The sequence below is a fragment of the Sphingomonas sp. GW821-FHT04B01 genome (genome assembly GCF_059420425.1).
In genome coordinates, this window is sequence record NZ_JBWKTR010000003.1 from 1 (window position 1) to 17,418 (window position 17,418).

Annotated in this window: 13 protein-coding genes; 7 read left to right on the plus strand and 6 right to left on the minus strand. The window is 69.1% G+C overall.

The features are described 5' to 3' along the window. Positions 1–195 precede the first annotated feature (195 nt). Entirely contained in the window at positions 196–1,182 is a 987-nt protein-coding gene (locus AC07UH_RS08860; protein WP_495180089.1) for a quinone oxidoreductase family protein, read from the minus strand. A 56-nt stretch (positions 1,183–1,238) separates the two neighbouring features. Beyond that, the gene (locus AC07UH_RS08865; protein ID WP_495180088.1) at positions 1,239–1,910 is read right to left on the minus strand and encodes a polyamine aminopropyltransferase; all 672 of its coding nucleotides are present in this window, start codon (positions 1,908–1,910) and stop codon (positions 1,239–1,241) included. Positions 1,911–2,075: 165 nt separating this feature from the next. Between AC07UH_RS08865 and AC07UH_RS08870 the strand changes: the two genes are divergently transcribed. Next, positions 2,076–2,426 carry a DUF6481 family protein gene (locus AC07UH_RS08870; RefSeq protein WP_038659824.1) on the plus strand — a complete coding sequence of 117 codons (351 nt, stop codon included), beginning with the start codon at positions 2,076–2,078 and terminating at the stop codon, positions 2,424–2,426. A 117-nt stretch (positions 2,427–2,543) separates the two neighbouring features. On the opposite strand, the gene AC07UH_RS08875 is transcribed toward AC07UH_RS08870, so the two are convergent. The 3 genes from AC07UH_RS08875 to AC07UH_RS08885 all read right to left on the minus strand — a co-directional run bounded on the left by AC07UH_RS08875 (position 2,544) and on the right by AC07UH_RS08885 (position 11,848). Further along, positions 2,544–5,582, minus strand: a complete 3,039-nt coding sequence (locus tag AC07UH_RS08875; protein ID WP_495180087.1) for a TonB-dependent receptor domain-containing protein — start codon at positions 5,580–5,582, stop codon at positions 2,544–2,546. 219 nt (positions 5,583–5,801) lie between these two features. Then, positions 5,802–9,920, minus strand: coding sequence for a translocation/assembly module TamB domain-containing protein (locus AC07UH_RS08880; protein ID WP_495180086.1), 4,119 nt, complete (start codon positions 9,918–9,920; stop codon positions 5,802–5,804). Continuing rightward, positions 9,917–11,848 (minus strand): autotransporter assembly complex protein TamA, encoded by a 1,932-nt coding sequence (locus AC07UH_RS08885; RefSeq protein WP_495180085.1) that lies wholly within the window; start codon positions 11,846–11,848, stop codon positions 9,917–9,919. The genes AC07UH_RS08880 and AC07UH_RS08885 overlap by 4 nt, the downstream gene beginning before the upstream one ends. A gap of 188 nt (positions 11,849–12,036) precedes the next feature. On the opposite strand from AC07UH_RS08885, the gene AC07UH_RS08890 reads away from it, so the two are divergent. After that, complete coding sequence (locus AC07UH_RS08890) at positions 12,037–12,798, plus strand: ThuA domain-containing protein (protein ID WP_495180084.1); 762 nt, start codon at positions 12,037–12,039, stop codon at positions 12,796–12,798. Between the two features lie 97 nt (positions 12,799–12,895). Then, positions 12,896–13,066, plus strand: a complete 171-nt coding sequence (locus AC07UH_RS08895) for a hypothetical protein (protein WP_171009451.1) — start codon at positions 12,896–12,898, stop codon at positions 13,064–13,066. On the opposite strand, the gene AC07UH_RS08900 is transcribed toward AC07UH_RS08895, so the two are convergent. Further along, positions 13,067–13,684 carry a LexA family transcriptional regulator gene (locus AC07UH_RS08900; protein WP_495180083.1) on the minus strand — a complete coding sequence of 206 codons (618 nt, stop codon included), beginning with the start codon at positions 13,682–13,684 and terminating at the stop codon, positions 13,067–13,069. 91 nt (positions 13,685–13,775) lie between these two features. Between AC07UH_RS08900 and AC07UH_RS08905 the strand changes: the two genes are divergently transcribed. The 4 genes from AC07UH_RS08905 to AC07UH_RS08920 all read left to right on the plus strand — a co-directional run bounded on the left by AC07UH_RS08905 (position 13,776) and on the right by AC07UH_RS08920 (position 17,293). Then, positions 13,776–13,952: a hypothetical protein gene (locus tag AC07UH_RS08905; RefSeq protein ID WP_171009450.1), complete on the plus strand. Its 177-nt coding sequence runs from the start codon at positions 13,776–13,778 to the stop codon at positions 13,950–13,952. Beyond that, positions 13,949–14,260, plus strand: a complete 312-nt coding sequence (locus AC07UH_RS08910; RefSeq protein ID WP_495180082.1) for a hypothetical protein — start codon at positions 13,949–13,951, stop codon at positions 14,258–14,260. Before AC07UH_RS08905 ends, AC07UH_RS08910 begins: the two co-directional genes overlap by 4 nt. A gap of 9 nt (positions 14,261–14,269) precedes the next feature. Next, entirely contained in the window at positions 14,270–15,052 is a 783-nt protein-coding gene (locus AC07UH_RS08915; RefSeq protein ID WP_495180081.1) for a tryptophan 2,3-dioxygenase, read from the plus strand. Between the two features lie 126 nt (positions 15,053–15,178). Then, positions 15,179–17,293, plus strand: a complete 2,115-nt coding sequence (locus tag AC07UH_RS08920) for a TonB-dependent receptor (protein WP_495180080.1) — start codon at positions 15,179–15,181, stop codon at positions 17,291–17,293. Positions 17,294–17,418: the final 125 nt, after the last annotated feature.

Here is a 17,418-nt window from a genome sequence, read left to right on the forward strand (position 1 = left end):
AGTACATTCCAAACCCACTCCGCCACCCCGGACTTGATCCGGGGTCCCGCTTCTCTGGACGGTGCGAAGAAGCGGGACCCCGGATCAAGTCCGGCATGACGGAAGATAGATGCCGTCAAAAACTCCAAATGGTCAGCTACGATAGCCCGCCCCGCCGGATGAGGACTTTCGCCACACTCCGCTCGTCAATGCGGCCTAACCCTGCGGCACGACCAGAACCGTGCTGCCGTGCGTGTCGCCGGCTTCGAGCGCGCGATGCGCCTCGGCGGCCTGTTCGAGCGCGAAGCGCTGGCCGATGTGCGGGCGGATCGCGCCACGGCGCAGCATCGCGAAGACGCGGTCGACGCCGGCGCGGCGCTCCTCGGCGGTGACGTAATAGTCGAACAGCGTCGGGCGGGTGACGAACAGCGAGCCCTTGGCGGCGAGCGTGCCGAGCGCGACGCCGGTGACCGGGCCGCCGGCATTGCCGTAACTGACGATCAGCCCGCGTCGTGCGGTGGCGGCGAGCGTCGCGTCCCACGTCGCCTTGCCGACGCCGTCGAAGACGACCGCGACGCCATCGCCGTCGGTCAGCGTACGGACCCGCGCGGCGACATCCTCGTCGCGGTGGAGGATGACGCGGTCGGCGCCGGCGGCACGGGCGTGCTCGGCCTTGTCGGCACTGCCCGCGGTGCCGATCACCGTCGCGCCGATCGCCTTCAGCCAGCCGACCAGCAGCTGGCCGACGCCGCCGGCCGCCGCCCAGACCAGCACCGTCTGCCCGGGCTGCACCCGCGCGCAGCGATCGGCCAGGCATTCGGTGGTGCAGCCCTTGAGCAGCAACGCCGCCGCGGTCTCGTCGTCGACGTCGTCGGGGAGGTGGAGAAGCTGCTGCGCGGCGACGTTGCGCGCGGTGGCGTATGCGCCGCGCGCCGGGCCGAAGGTGCCGACGCGATCGCCGACCGCAAAGCCCTCGACGCCGTCGCCGACCGCCTCGACCACGCCCGCCGCCTCGCTGCCGAGGCCGGCGGGCAGCTCGACCGGATAGACGCCGCTGCGGTGATAGGTATCGATATAGTTGAGGCCGACCGCGTGGTGGCGCATCCGCACCTCGCCGGGGGCGGGCGGCGGCAGGTCGGCGTCGACCCATTCGATCACCTCGGGCCCGCCGGTGCGGGTGATGCGTGCTACGCGTTCGCTCATCTCATCCTCCTTCGTCCACGCCTTCCGAACCGTCCGGCCGGCGCGGGGTTGCACGGTCAGCGCGGCACGGCGAACCAGATCGTGTGCATCGCGCCCTTGCCGTTGCTGCGCGCGCGGACGGTGACCTCGTCGACGGCGAAGCCGCCCTCGCGCAGGCGGCGGGCGAAGGCGGCGTCCTTCGCGGCGGACCATATGGCGAGCACCCCGCCGAGGGTCAGCGCCGCGCGCGCCGCGGCCAGGCCGCGTGCCGCATACAGCCGGTCGTTGGCGGCGCGCACCAGCCCGTCGGGGCCGTTGTCGACGTCGAGCAGGATCGCGTCATAGGTCCGCGGCGTCGCGGCGATCACCTCGGCGACATCGGCGAAGGTGACGGCGACGCGCGGGTCGTCGAGGCAACCGGCAGTCAGCGCCGCCATCGGCCCGCGCGCCCAGTCGACGATCTGCGGCACCAGTTCGGCGACGGTGACCCGCGCCTGCGGGCCGAGCGCGGCGAGCGCGGCGCGCAGCGTGAAGCCCATGCCATAGCCGCCGACGAGCAGATGCGGCGCGGCGCGGCCGGCGAGCCGGTCGATCGTCATCGTCGCCAGCGCCTCTTCGGAGCCGCTCATCCGGCTGTTCATCAGCTCGTTGCGGTCGAGCACGATCATATAGTCGCCGCCGCGGCGGAACAGGCGCAGCGGCTCGCCGCCGGGGACCGGGGCGGTGTCGATCAATTCGCGTGGCGTCATGCCGGCTCGCTCCTGCTGCGCACAAAGCGCGCCTCTACCGCGACGATCGCCGCGCCGCGATGGGCGTTTTTGCAGAATCGGGCGTTTTGCTTTAACGGGCGTCGCCGAGACGGCGTGCCTGCTGCGCGCCGTCCATATCGAATCGACAGGATCATCACGCCCCACATGTCAGCCTACAAGCCCCAGACGTTCCAAGAGCGCGCCGCGCTGTCCGCCCAAGCCAAGCAGGCGGCGTTGGAGAAGCTGCGCGCCAAGCCGCCGCTCGACCCGGCCGTGGTGGCCGCCCGCGTCGCCGCCGCCGAAGCCAAGGAAGCCGCGCTCGCCAAGGCGCGCGCCGACAAGCAGGCCGCGCGCGAACAGGCGATCGCGGAGAAGAAGGCCGCCGCCGAAGCCGCCGCGCTCGCAGCCGCCGAGGCCGCCGCGAAGGCCAAGCCCAAGATGCCGACCGAGGCCGAGATGAAGGCGGCGCGCGACGCGCGCTACGCCGCCCGCAAGCAGCGCGCGGGGAAGAAGTAAGGTCGCTTCGACAACCAGCGCGTTCGACATACGAAAGGGGGCCGGCGGAAAACCGCCGGCCCCCTTTTTGCATATCATCGAGACATCGTCTCCGACGAGTGACCGACTACTACGATCCTAGAATTTCACGTTCGCCGCGGCGCGGAAATAGCGTCCGAGAATGCCCGAGAAGTATTGGGTTGTCCCACCGCCAGCCGGTGACGGATAGGGCGGCGCGCGGTCGAAGACGTTGTCGACGATGAAGCGCAGACCAAACTGCTGGTTCACCTTCACACCCACCGTCGTATTGAATACCGTCCAGGCTCCGACGCCGCGAATGTCGCGGGAATTTGCCGCCTCGTCGATATCGAAGGCACCCTTGCCGATATATCGGCCCTGGAAGAGCAGATTGAAATTATCGCTGTCGTAGGTGATGTTCGCCGTACCCGAGTGACGCGGATAGCCGACCTCGCCAGCGGTGTGATCGATGTCGCCGGTGCCGACCTGCGTCTCAAGCTTGTCGCGGTAGAAATAATTGGTCGACAGGCCGACGACGCCGCCGTTCGTCAGACCGATCCGCTCTAGCGGCAGGCGATAGGCTGCGGTCACGGTCAGGCCGGCCATCTTGTAAGACGCCGCATTGTAATAGCCTTCCCGGATCGTCGTCAGCTGGCCGTCAGCGTCACGATCGAACGTGCCGCAAAATTCGTTCGGGTAGCCCGGCGAATCATAGCAGGCGTTGAGCAGTGACGCACCGTCGAGCGAGGTGATCGCGTTCTTCAGCTTGATGTCCACCCAATCGACCGCGAGCGAGAAGCCACGGACGAACTGCGGCTGGAAGATCGCACCGACGGTCCAACTGTCGGCGGTCTCGTTTTGCAACGCCGGATTGCCCGCGATCGTCACCGGAATGGTGAAGTTGCTGAAATTGGAGTCGAACGTCGCGGTGTTGATCCCGGCCGCAGCGCAATTGGCGGCGCGTACCGACGGATTGGGGCCGCTACCGACATAGCGGGCATCGCAAGGATCGTTGCCCACATCGAACGCGCGAGACGTCGGATTGAACACCTCGGTGATCGCCGGCGAGCGGATCGAGCGGGTGAAATTGCCCCGGAAGGTCAGATCGCGGAAGAAGCCAAGGCGGCCGCCCGCGGTCCAGGTGAGGTCACCACCCGACAGCGAGTTGTCGACGTAACGCGCCGCACCGTCGAACTCGAGCGTCTTGAGCCACGGCAGAGCATTCTTGCTCGAGACGAAGGGCACGACCAATTCGCCGAAGACCTCGTCGGTATTGTATTTGCCGGCAATCGGATCGATCGGGATCGTCCGGCCGAACTGCTGTTTGGTACCGTCGGCGAGCGTCTCGCCGGCATAATAGGTACCCGGATCGAACCGCGTCTTCTCTTCGCGATGCTCGTAGCCCGCCGAGATGCTGACGTCGTTGCCGAACAACGTGAACACCGGACCATTGATATTGGCGTTAAACACATATTGTTCGTTGACCGAACGCGGCGTGGCGATCGCGAAGATATAGTCGCGTGCTGCCTGGCTCGCCTGCCCGACACCGAAGATGTTCAGCGGCGCGCAGGTGCTGTTAAGCGTCGCGATATTGGCGTTCACGGCGCCGGGGCGACAGGTGATATTACCTGAGGCGTCACGCACCGCGTCGATCGCATTGGCGAAATTCTGCTGGACGAGCTCATAGTTGCGGCCGGTGGTCTGCGAACGGCCGTAGACGCCCGAGACTTCCCACTTGAAATCGTGACCGCCAACGTCGAGTGCGCCGTCGAATCCGGCGACGAACCGATAGGTTTCGACCGTCGCCTGCGACCGTCCGGTGGTCAGATCCGAGAGCGCGCGACCCACGTAGAATTGCTGCTGGCCGGGCGCGAGATTGGCGGCGATCGTCGCGCGATCGGCCGTCGACAGATACGGGTTGTTGATGTTGACGAGCAGGTTGCCGTCGGGGGTGCCGGCGTCGTCGAACAGCGCCGTGTTATAATTGGGCTGGTCGATCAGGTTGACGCCCTTGGCGTGGACATACCATCCCTCGCCGAAGAAACGGATGTTGTCCGTCAGCTGATAGCTCGCCTGCACGCTGCCGATATAGCGTTCGGAGTTGGTGAGCAGATTCGACTGCGCGGGCAAATCGTAGCCGTTGCCGCCGCTGCTGATATAGCCCTGACGGAGCACGGTTCCGAGATCGAGCGGCACCAGCGTGCCGTTCGGCCCGAACTGCTGGAGCTGGCCCGCAGCATTTCGGATGCCCGAGCGTGACGCGAGATAATCGTCCTCACTGAACGGCACGCCGCCGCTGGTGAAGGCGCTGTAACGCTGCGACGGATAGAGCAGACGGGCGAATTGCGAATTGGCGGAGGCGGGGGGCGTGCCGAAGAAATTGCCGGCGGCGGTAATCGCGCGATCGCTGGCAGTCAGGCCGGTGACTTTGTTATACTCGCCCGAGATCGTGATATTGCCGCGTCCTCCCGCGAAGTTCTTGCCGGCGAGCAGGCTGAGGCGGTTGTCAGGGGCATCGTCGTGATCGGACAGACCGGTCTGCGCCTCCAGGTTCAGGCCTTCGAAATTGCGCTTGAGGATGATGTTGACGGTGCCGGCGATCGCGTCGGAGCCATAGATCGGTGCGCCGCCGATCGCGACCGTCTCGATCCGCTCGACCAGGGTCGAGGGGATGTTGTTGAGGTCGACCTGCGTACCGGCGGACACTGGACCAAAAATGCTGGCGGTGTTCGACGAGACGAAACGGCGGCCATTGACCAGCACCAGCGTACGCTGCGTACCGAGACCGAAAAAGTCGACGAAGGTCTGCGCCGGGCCGAAGGACGATTGCGCACCGACTCCGCTGTTGCCCGGTGGGCCGAAGGCGGGAAGCTCGGTCAGTGCCTGACCGACGTTGGTATAGCCGCGGTTCTGGATCTGCGCCGCGCCGATCACCTGCGTCGGCTGCAACGTGTCGAATTCGGGCCGCGCAATGCGCGAGCCGGTGACGACGATATCAGCGCCTCCGGCCTGATCCGGCGCTGCCGGCGCCCCCGTCGTCTGGGCGACGCCAGTCTGATCCTGGCCAGGGTCCTGCGCGGCGACGTCGGCGGGTTGGGTCGGCGCTGGCGTAACCGTCTGCGCGGCAGCCGGGCTGGCCAATCCTACGAGAGCGAGCACGCTCGCGCCCAACAGAGCACGCGACCGGGAAGCACGGAAGATCATCTAACAGCCCCTGAACAAAGAATTTTTTAGCTCAACGCTGCTGTTAGGTTCAGGACTCGCGATGGGTCAATCTGACTGACCAACATAACTCAAAATGTTTCCGAATGTTGCGCAAATGCTACAGTTCGATGAACAACCCGAGGCTGAGCGAGCAGGGCCGCTCCCGCAACGAGCTCAATAATCCTTCGACACGCGGACGTTGGCGCTCTGTCGGCCGAGCGTCGAGATGCTCGACAGCAGCGATAGCCAGCGGGTCACCTGGAATTCGACCTGCGTCGCCGAATAGCCCTGACCGTCGGTGACGATCTCTGCATAGAGGCGGCGGGTCACGTATTTGCCGGCGGCGATCGAGGTGCCCTGGCCGGTCTGCGGATCGGCGGGGAGGATGCGCAGCCGGTCGAGGCCGGCGGCGCGGCGTACCGCGTTGATCGGGTTGAGGCCATTGCCGCCGTTCTGCAACGCCGCCACCGCCGCGGCGAGCTGCAACGCCTCCGGCGCGGACAATCGCGTGATCGAGGTGCCGAACAGCAGCCGCGACAGCAGTTCGTCCTCGGGTAGCGCCGGCGTGCTGGTGAAGCCGATCTCGGGCTTGAGCGCAGTGCCGGTGACGCGGATCGTCGCGTTGAGGCCGGTGCTGTCGGCATTCGCCTCGATATCGAGCACCGGATTGGCGGGCACCTCGCCGGCGAAGCGGATGACGCCGCGCGACAGCTGGAACTTGCGGCCGGCGAATTCATAATCGCCGCGGATCATGTTCGCCTGGCCGGTGATCGCGGGATTGCCGGGCTGGCCGGCGATGCCGAGGTCGGCGGACCATTCGCTGGACAGGCCGAGGCCGCTGACGATGACCTTGTCGGGCGCCTTCGCCTTGATCGCCAGTGTCCACGGCGCGGGCGGCGCCTCGTCCTCCTCGCCGCCCTCGGGCAGATTGATCTCGCGGATCTTGAGCTGCGGCAATGCGCTGGCGGCGCTCGCCTGGCCGAGCCGGTAGCGGCTGCGGTCGAGGACGACGTCACCCGCGATCGTGCCGCCGGCGCCGTCGGAAGTGAAGGTGAGCGGCCCGGTGACGGTCGCGCCGATGTCGTCGCGGTTGATCATCACCGCGTGATCGGCGCGCAGCTTGAGGTCGAGGCCGATGCCGTGCGCCGCGGCGAAGTCGAAGCCGCCGCTGCCGATGACGCGGCCGCCCTTGCCGGCGTCGGCGGCGAACCGGTCGATCTGCAGGCGCGAGCCGCCGAAACGGCCGGTCGCCTGGACGTTGGTGAGGACGGTGCCGGTATTGGCGCTCTCGATGCGTGCGCCGTTGGCCTGCAGCACGCCGCGGATCACCGGCGCGCCGATCCGGCCGCTGACGTCGGCGCCGATCGCGACCGGGCCGGAGAGGTCGAACAGTTCGAGGCCGGTCAGCCGCCAGACGGTGTCCGCCGGACCCTGGTAGCGCAATTGCGCAAACAGCGGCGCGGCGGCGATGCGGCTGGCGAGATCGCCCTCCCCCAACGGCCGCAGCAACGCCTGCGCGCGGCCGATCGTCCTGCCGCCCGAGGCCATCACCGCGCGCACGCCGAGCCGGTCGGCGGACAGTACGGCGGCGAGGCCGAGATCGATCGGTCGCGACGCCAGCACCAGCCCGGCGCGGCTGAGCCCGCGCACGGTGAGATCGGCCTTGCCGGTCGGCGCGGCGCCGGCGGCGGTCGCATAGCTGACGCTGCCCGAGGCGGTGCCGCTGAGGCCGAGGCGCGGATAGCCGATGTCGAGGATCGCCAGCGGCATGCGGGTGAGCGAGGCGTCGACCGCCAAAGCGGTGTCGCTGAACCGGCCGCCGACCTGCGCCTCGCCGCCGGCGAAGCTGAGGCGGGTCGGCGCGAGTGTCCAGCCGTCGCCGTCGCGGGTGATCTCGGCGGGCGAGAGCAGGCGCAGCGGACGGCGATCGAGCGTACCCTGCGCGGCGACCGAGAACCGATCGGGGGCGACCTGCGTCACCGTCTGGATATCGAAGGCACGGCCGCGCGAGCCGGCGATCGAGGCGCGCACCTCGCCGACGCCGCCGCGCAGCTTCGCATTGGCGGCGAAGCGGGCGAGGCTGAGCCGGCCCTGGCGGACGCCGGCGCCGGTCGCGGTGAGGTCGAGCGCGGTGCCGGCGGGGTCGAGCAGCAGCGCGGCATCGACATGGCCGCGGCGCAGGGTGGCGGCGCCGAGCCGCGCGTTGGTGGCGTCGAGATGCGTTTCGATGCGCTGCACGGTGCCGACCGGGCGGAACAGCAGCTCCCCCGCCAGTCCGCCGCCGGTGACGGCGAGGCGACCGGTGAAGCCGCCATGGCCCATCGCCAGCCGGCCGGCGGCGGTGGTGCCGCTGACCGCGATGCGATCGACGACGAGGATGTCATCGACGCCGGGCGGCAGCAGCATAATCGATCCCGCCGCGGTGAACGGCCCGAGCCGCGACCCGCCTTCGCCGCGCCAGGTGAAGCCGGTCGGGGTGGGATCGAGATGCGCGCGCACCTGCGACAGGCCGAGTGCATCATTCGGGGCGGCGAACTGGAGATCGAGCGTCGGGCGATCGATCTTGCCGTCGAGGCGCAGCGTCACCGGACCGTAGGTGCCGTGGCGGCCGCTCGCCTCGATATGGAAGGTGTCGTCGACGCGGCGATAGCCATTGCCGCGCAGCGTGAGCAGCGGCGAGGTCAGCACCATGTTCGAGAAGTGGAGCAATCCGTCGGCGCTGCGTTCGAGGTTGGTGACGATGCGCGGCAGGCCGCCGGTGAGGCCGCGCAGGAAGCCGTTGTCGAGCCGCACCACCTGCGCGGTGCCGCGACCGACGATGCGCGTGCCCCGGCCGCCCGGACCCGGCACGACGCGCAGATCGGAACGCAGGTCGACGACGCCCAGCCCCTTGATGAACAGGCGGTTGAGCGTGCCGTTGAGCCCGACCTCGTAGCGGCCGGTGGCGAGGTCGAGCGCGACCATCAGCCGGCCGGCCAGCTTGTCGGAGCGCAGCCGCAGCGCGTCGCCGGTCAGCAGCGACCCGTTGAGCACGAGCGGCCCGTCGAGGCTGAAGTTGCGCAGGATACCGCCGGCGACGGTGCCGATGCCGGTGACCTGCGCCGCGGTGAAGCGGGTCGGCAGCGTCAGCTTGCCCGGCCCGAGCCGGCCGCTGCCGGCGAGGCGGACGGTGTCGAGCCCGGTACGGTCAATCGCGAGCCGGTCCGCCTTCAGGCGATAATCGAAACGGGCGGTGCGGAAGCCGCCGTCGAGCACGGCACGCAGCTCGACGCCGGTTCCGGTCATCGTCGGGATCACCGCCGCCGGGCGGAGCAGCCGCGCGCGCAGTCGCACGTTGCGCCAGGCGTTGGCGCCGAGATCGACCAGTCCAACCGCGTCGAGCGCGAGCGCCGGGCTGCGCAGGTCGAGCCGGCCGTCGAGGCGGCGGTCGGTGAAGGTCGCGTCGCCGCGGACGCGCATCCGCGGGCCGGCGAGGCGCAGCGCGGCGCCGGTCACGATGCCGGCGGGGGCGATCTCGCCGGACAGCGTGTACCGGCCGTCGGTCGCCGCCAGCGCGAGGTCGAGCGCGCGCGCGGCACCGACGCGGCCGGTCGCCCTGCCCCGCCAGCGCGACCAGCGGCCGTCGCCGTCGATGTCGAGCGCGACGCTGCGCTTCAGCCCGAGGCTGCGTGCGAGCACGCCGCCGGCGGCGCCCGCGGCGCGGACATCGACGTCGAAGCGGTCGCGGTCAGGCTCGGCGTCGAGGCGCAGCGCGAGCCGGTCGGAGCCGGCGACGCGCGCGTCGAGCCGGACCAGCGCGCGACCGTGGCGGATGTCGGCGCGGCCGGCGACGCGGCCGACCCGCTCGCTGCCGAGCACGCGGCGGGCGAGCACCAACCGATCGACGCCCAGCGCCCCGATGCGGATATCAAAATCCGGCAGGATCGGCCCCGAGCGCGCCGACGGTCGGGTATGGGGAACGTGAAACAGCGTCGCCTGCGCGATCGCGAGCCGCTTGATGACGAGCTGGTGCCGCGCCCAGCGCCACGGCGCCCAGTCGAGGTCGACCGCGGGCGCCTGGACGAGCAGACCGTCGAGATCGTAGACGCGCACGTCCTTGAGCCGCGACCGGCCGTAGAGCGAACCGTCGATCCGGCCGATGGTGAAGCGCAGTCCGTTGGCGGTGCGGATCGCGCCGATCCGTTGCGCCACCCAGCGATGGCCGACGTCGGTGTCGACGATCAGCAGCGCCAGCGCGGCGATCGCGGCGAGCGCGACCAGCGCAGTCGCGATGCGCCGCAGCCAGCGCCTCAAAACGCCTGCCCCAGCGACACGTAGACGGCGATGCGGCTGTCGCCCGGCTGCGGATTGAGCGGGGTGCCGACGTCGAAGCGGATCGGGCCGAAGTTGGAATAATAGCGAACGCCGACGCCGGCGCCGTATTGGAAGTCGCCGAGCTTCGGGATCGCGCTGGTGTAGATCGTGCCGCCGTCGAGGAAGGGGACGATGCCGAAATTGCCGAAGGTCTTGACCCGTGCCTCGATCGAGAATTCGGCGAGGCTGCGGCCGCCGATGGGGTCGTTGTTGACGTCGCGCGGGCCGATCGCCTGATAGCCGTAGCCACGTACAGAGGCGCCGCCGCCGGCGTAGAAGCGCCGCGACGGCGCGATGCTGTCGCGCGATGCGCCGAGGATCGAGCCGAGCCGGATACGCTCGGCCAGCACGACGCCGCGGTGCGCCGGCTGGTAGGCGCTGGCGTCGATCTGCACGCGCGCATAGCCGAAGGCGTCGTTCTCGAGCGAGAATTCCGGGCTGAACCGGCCACCGAGGCGGAAGCCGCGGGTCGGGTTGAGCAGATCGTCCGAGCCGTCGTAATTGAGGCTGGTCGGCGCGGCGGCGATGTAGAAGGTGCGGCGGCGCGGCTCGCCGGTCGCGGCGATGACGTCGCGTTCGTCGGAGCTGAGCACCTCGCCGCCGATCGACCAAGTCCAGGTCTTCTGGAAGAAGATCGTCGTCTGCCGCTCGATATTGGCGGCGACGGTATAGGTCTTGGCCTCATAGGCGTCGCGCTGGACGTGGCTGGCGGAGATCTGCGCGGTGAAGACGCGATCGCGGTCGCCGAAATTGTTGCGGCGGAAGACGACGCTGCCGAGCTGTTCGCGGGTGCCGAGCACGCTGCGCAGCGTCAGCGCGCCTTCCGGTGGGAACAGGTTGCGATGCGTCCAGCTCAATTCGGCGCGGGCGCCCTCGCCGGTGCCATAGCCCAGCTCGCCGGCGATGGTGTGCGGCGGCGCGGCGGCGAGCTTGACGCCGATGTCGACGCTGCCGGGCGCGTCGCCGGGGATCGGCTTGACCTCGACCGAGGAGACGAGCCCGGTCTGGATCAGCGCGCGGCGCAGATCGTCGAGCGTCGTCGCGTCGAACGTATCGCCGGGGGACAGGCGGGCGATCTCCTGCACGTGTTCGGCGTCGAACACGCGGTTGCCGGGCAGCGCGACGAACTTGCCGAAGCGGCTCTCGGTGCCGGGCGCGACCTGCAGGTCGAGCGTCGCGCTCTTGCTGGCGTGGTCGACGACGACCTGCGGCTCGCCGACGTCGGCGAAGGGGAAACCGGACTGGCCGATCTTCGCGGTGAGGCGCGCGGTGCCGGCGACGATCGCATCGGCATTGACCGGATCCTGCGGCTTTACACCGAACGCCTCGCGCAGCGGCTGCGCCTTGGCGCCCGCTGCGGCGATGCCGCCGAGCGTCACGTCCTTGAGCCGATAGAGCGTGCCGGGCTCGGCGGCGAGCACGACGAGCGGCTTGGCGCCGGCCTCGACCCGCGTCGTCACCCGCGCGTCATAATAGCCCTCGCCGCGCAACAGCGTCTGGAGCAGGTCGGCGTCCTCGCGCGCCCGGCGATCGAGTTGCGCGGCATTGGCGACGCTGCCGTCGTTGGCATCGAGCGTCGAGAGTTCCTCGAAGCGCTTGCGCAGCAGCGGCGTCGCGGCGGTGTCGATACCGTCGATCCGCCAGCTATAGCGGCGTTCGGCGGCCCCGTCGGTCGCCGCCGCAGCCGCCGCGCCGGCGGGGTCGGCGCCGAGCTCGGGCCAGGCGACACCGATGTCGGGCAGCGGCGCGAGCGGTGCATTGGGATCGAGCGGCGTCGCCTCCGCCGGCATGGTCTGCGCCGCGGTTTGTCCGGGAAGAAGGAGCACGGCAGTCGCGCCAAGCCCGAACCACCCCAAACGCAACAGCATAGCGCCGTCCTAGCGCGCGTCCGTGGCTCGCAACAGTCCCATTTCCGACGCTTTTGCGCTCGAACGAGCGTGCATATCGCCCGGCCGGGCGCGGTATGGCCGCGACGGCGAGCCCGACCAAGGTTGCGGTTGCGCCGTTACGCCCGGCGCGGGCATGCGAGCGAACGTTCGCCGATGAAAGGAACGCCATGAAGGCCCTGCCCCTGCTCGCCGCGCTGGCCGTGTCGCTCGTCCCCGCCGCCGCGGTGGCGGAGGACCAGTTCAAGCTGCTCGTGATCGCCGCGCCGAGCACCTATCATTATGAATACATCCCCGTCGCGCGGGAAAATCTGGAGCGGCTGGCGCGGCTGCACGGCTTCGCAGTGACCTGGACGAGCGACGGTGCGGCGTTCGACGGCGATCTCGGCCAATATGCCGCGGTGATGTTCCTCAACACGCCCGCCGAGACGCTGAGCGAACCGCGACGGCGGCGGTTCGAGACCTATATGCGCGGCGGCGGCAATGCGATGGTGGTGCATCGCGCCGCGATCATCCCGCCGGCGGCGTGGCCGTGGTACGAGCAACTGGTCGGCCGCTCCTTCGTCAACCATCCGATGCTGCAGACCGGGGTGGTGACGGTGACCGACAAAAGCTTCCCGGCGACCTTCGGCCTGCCCGATCGCTGGATCTGGAGCGACGAATATTACGTCACCGCCAACCCCTATAAGGTGACGATCCATTCGGTGCTGAACGCCGACGAGACGAGCTACGATCCGACGCGGATCTGGCCGGGGCAGATCGGCCGGCGGATGGGCAAGGACCATCCCGAGGCCTGGTATCATTCCTACGAGAAGGGGCGCGTCTTCGTCACCCTGCTCGGCCACAATGTCGAGATGTACCGCGACGACCGTTACCTGCAACACCTGCTGGGAGGCATCTACTGGACCGCGACCGGGCGCGGGCAAGGGTGAGAGGCGGGGATCGGGTTACCGGGTCATCGCCGGCCGCCCCGGCGCGGGCGTGGAGGGCGATCTGGCGTCTCGCGGCGGGACGTGGCAGGACCGCGGCATGGCCGAAACTCCTCCTTCCGCCGCCGGCGGCATTCTCGTGGCGATCTGCTCGATCGGCGGCGCAGTCGTCGGCCTGATCCAGGGTCAGGTGACGATCGGTTTCCTCGCTGGGCTGGCGATCGGCGCGGCAGGTGCGGTCGCGGTGTGGCTGCGCGACAGCCGCCGCTGATCAGCGCGGCTCGCGCATCAGCCAGACGACGCGGCCGATCACCTCTACTTTGCCGTCCGGCACCGGCGGCGCGGCGGGATTGTCGCTGGCGATCGTCAGCCTCTCACGGCGCCGCGCGATACGCTTGACCATGACGGCGTCGTCGATGCGGATAACGAAGACCCGCCCCTGCGCATCCGGCGTGCGACGCGCCTGATCGACGACGATCAGGTCGCCGTCGACCAGCCCCGGCTCCATCGAATCGCCGCGTACGCGAACGATCGCCGCCATCCCCTCGCGCAGCCCGGGCCGCGTCGCCAGCGCCGGATCGATCGCCGCCGCGCCGAGCGTCACCTCGCCATCGACGAACGCGCCCGGCCCCGCCGAGGCGGCGACGTCGAGTCGCGGCAGCGTGAACGGGCGGCGGCCGGGGTCCGCGCCGAGTTCGGCCTCATCGACACCGAAATAATCGGCGAGCCGGCGGCGATCGTCGGGCGCGAGCCGGCGCGGCGAGCCGCGCGCGACGAATTGCTGAAGATAGGCGGCGTTGCGGCCGAGCATCGCCGACAACGCCGCGAGGCTGTCGCCCCGCGCCGCTGCCAATGCCTTCAGCCGCAGCCCTGCCTCGCCTTGTGCCATGCCGACGGATGTAGCGTAGGAAATTTTCCTAGACAAGTTGGATCGACCGGAACAGATCAAGAACGTCACCCCAGGGATTCGGGAGGGAACGATGTCATTGCTGCTCAAGATCGACCGCTATCTGCGGCGGACCAACATGTCGCGGACGCAGTTCGGCCGGCTCGCGGTCAACGATCCGAGGCTGGTCACCGACATGGTGCGCGGTCGCGTGATCGGCCCGGCGGTCGCGGCGCGAATCACGCGGTTCATGGACGGGACGGAGGCATGACGCGCCGTCCCGCCGAACAGACCCGGCTGCATCGCGCGCTGGCGGCGAGTGCGGCCTGTCACGGGCTGACCGTGCACCCCGTCACGGTGCACGAGCGGCCGTGGTCGAGCGCCACCTTCACCGGCTGGCGGCTGACGCTCGACGTGGCGATCGCCGGTGGCGATCCCGGCGACTGGCTGGCGGCGCTGCCCGAGGAGGATCTGCCGGTGCCCGGCCGGCTGGTCGCCGACCTGGTGGTGACGCACGCCGCCGGCGCGCGCGCGACGCTGGCGGTGCTGCTGCTGGAGGGCGGTGACGGCTTCGGCTAAGCTGCTGCAATGACGATCACTTATCGCAGCTACCTGCGCCTGCCGGAATTGCTCGACCTGCAAACGCCGCTGAGCGGCGTGCATGACGAATTGCTGTTCGTGACGATCCATCAGGCGTCGGAGCTGTGGATGAAGCTCTGCCTGCACGAACTCGGCGAGGCGCGGCGGCGGATCGCGGCGGACGATCTGCCGCCGGCGCTCAAGATGATGGCGCGGGTCAGCCGCATCCAGACGCAGCTCATCCAGTCGTGGGAGGTGCTGGCGACGATGACCCCGGCGGATTATGCCGCGATGCGCGGCAGCCTGGGGCAGAGTTCGGGCTTCCAGTCCGATCAATATCGCTGCCTCGAATTCATCATGGGCAATCGCAATGCGGCGATGGTCGCGCTGTTCGAGGAAGAAACCGTGCGCGCGCGCCTGACGGCGGAGCTCGCGGTGCCGAGCCTGTACGACGAGGCGCTGCGGCTGCTCGCGCGCCGCGGCCTGCCGGTGCCCGCGGAACGGATCGAGCGCGATTTCGCGCAGGTCGCGCCGCCGTCGCGCGAGGTCGAGGCTTGCTGGGCGATCGTCTACGGCCGGCCGCACGACCATTGGGATCTCTATGAGCTCGCCGAGAAGCTGGTCGATCTGGAATATCACGTCCAGCTCTGGCGGTTCGGGCATCTCAAGACGGTCGAGCGGGTGATCGGCTTCAAGACCGGCACCGGCGGCACCGCCGGCGTGCCCTATCTCGCCAAGGTGGTGGAACAGCGTTTCTTTCCCGAATTGCTCGACGTGCGCACGAGTTTGTAGCGCGACGAAGCGAGATATCGGCACGACGAACCGCGAGCGAATGCGCTTGGATATAATGTAACATATCGCCTAGATGCTTCGCACCTGCACAATCGCGGGTTCTTTATCGTGCACCGCGGAGTTTCGATGCTGAAGTTTTCCCTGCTGGCCGGCGCTGCCCTGATCACTGCCCCCGCCCTCGCCCAGACCGACCCGGCCGCCACCCCGGCGCCGCAGAGCCGCGACATCATCGTCACCGCGGCGGTGCCGCAGAGCGAGCGCGACGTGTTGCAGGGCACTTCGGTGATCTCGGGCGAGGAACTGACCCGCAACCTGCGCCCGACGATCGGCGAGACGCTGGCGCGCCAGCCGGGCGTGTCGGCGACCTCGTTCGGGCCGAGCGCGTCGCGGCCGATCCTGCGCGGCTTCCAGGGCGATCGCATCCGCGTGCTGACCGACGGTATCGGCTCGATCGACGTGTCGAACACCAGCGTCGACCATGCCGTCATCATCGATCCGCTGCTCGCCGAGCGGATCGAGGTGCTGCGCGGGCCGTCCGCGCTGCTGTTCGGCTCGTCGGCGGTCGGCGGCGTGGTCAACGTCATCGATACGCGCATCCCGCGGACGGTGCCGGAGAACGGCTACCGCCTGAACGGCATCGCCAATTACGGCTCCGCGGCGAACGAGCGGTCGGGCGGCGCGGCGGGCGACGTCGCGGTCGGCGAGCATCTCGTGCTGCATGCCGATGGCTCGTACCTCAAGGCGGACGATCTGCGCACCGGCCGCGGCTATCTGTTGTCGCCCAGCGCGCGCGCGGCGGCGCTGAGCCAGGTCGGCCTGCCGCAGGATACCGACGAGCCGATCGACTTCGCCGCCTCCGCCGGCCTGCGCAACCGCCTGCCCAATTCGGCGGCGACGACGTGGACCGCGGGTGCGGGCGCGTCGATCATCACCGACACCGGCAATCTCGGCGTGTCGTACAGCCATTACGACAGCCTCTACGGCGTGCCGATCCGCTATGCGACCGCGGTCGGGCAGGAGCAGGAGGCGCCGCGGCTGTCGGTGGTGCAGAACCGCGTCGACCTGCGCGGCGAGGTGAATACCGGCGGCGAATGGCTCGACAAGATCCGCATCCGCGCCGGCCAGGCGAGCTATCGCCATTTCGAACTGGAGGAAGACGGCAGCGTCGGCACCGCCTTCTACAACAAGGGGCTCGAAGGGCGACTCGAGATCGTCCAGGCGAACCGCGGCGGCTGGCAGGGCGCGAGCGGCGTCCAGTATTTCAACCGCATCTTCAACGTCGTCGGCGACGAAGCCTTCCTGCCCAAGAACGAGACCAACCAGACCGGCTTCTTCACGCTGCAACAATATAGCGCGGGGCCGTTCCGCGCCGAGGGCGGGCTGCGCTACGAACTGACCGACGTCGCCGGCCGCGTGCCGAACGGCGAGGACCGGTTCTTCGGCGGCACGCGCCATTTCGAGGCGCTGTCGGGCTCGATCGGCGCCTCCTATGCGATCGGCGACGGCATCCGCATCGGCCTCAACGGGTCGCGGACCGAACGCGCGCCATCGGCGGAGGAACTGCTCGCCAACGGGCCGCATGCCGGCACACAGGCCTATGAGCTGGGCGATCCCGATTTCCGGCTCGAGAAATCCTGGGGGCTGGAAGCGACGTTGCACGCGCATGGCGACGGCTACAGCTTCGACGCTTCGGCTTATTACAACTGGTTCACCAACTATATCTCGGAGAACCGCGTCGATCCCTCGGTCTGCCTGACGCGCACCGACGAACTCGATGGCCTGCCCTGCTTCCAGTACCAACAAGGCGACGCGCGCTATTACGGCTTCGAGGCGGATGCCTCGGTGCGGCTGGCGCGGATCGGCGGCTATACGATCAACGCCGACCTGCTCGGCGATTACGTCCACGCCAATATCGTCGACCTCGGTCCGGCGCCGCGCATCCCGCCGGCGCGCGTGCTCGGCGGCATCGAGGCGCAGGGCGAACGGCTCGGCGGGCGCGTCGAGGTCGAGCATGTCTTCGAACAGAACCGCATCGCCGCGTTCGAGACGCCGACCAGCGACTATACGATGGTCAACGCCTCGGCCTCGATCAGCCCGTTCGGCAAGGACAGCAAGACCAGCCTGCTGCTGTCGGCGAACAACCTGTTCGACGTGGTCGCGCGGCGCCATTCGAGCTTCCTCAAGGACTTCGCGCCGCTTGCCGGGCGCGACATCCGCGTGACGCTGCGCTTCGGGTTGTAAACATCGCATTCCTCCCCGGCACGGGGAGGTGGCACGGCGAAGCCGTGACGGAGGGGGGCTTCCACCAGGTGGATCGTCTGTGGATGCCCCCCTCCACCAGCTTCGCTGGTCCCCCTCCCCGTGCC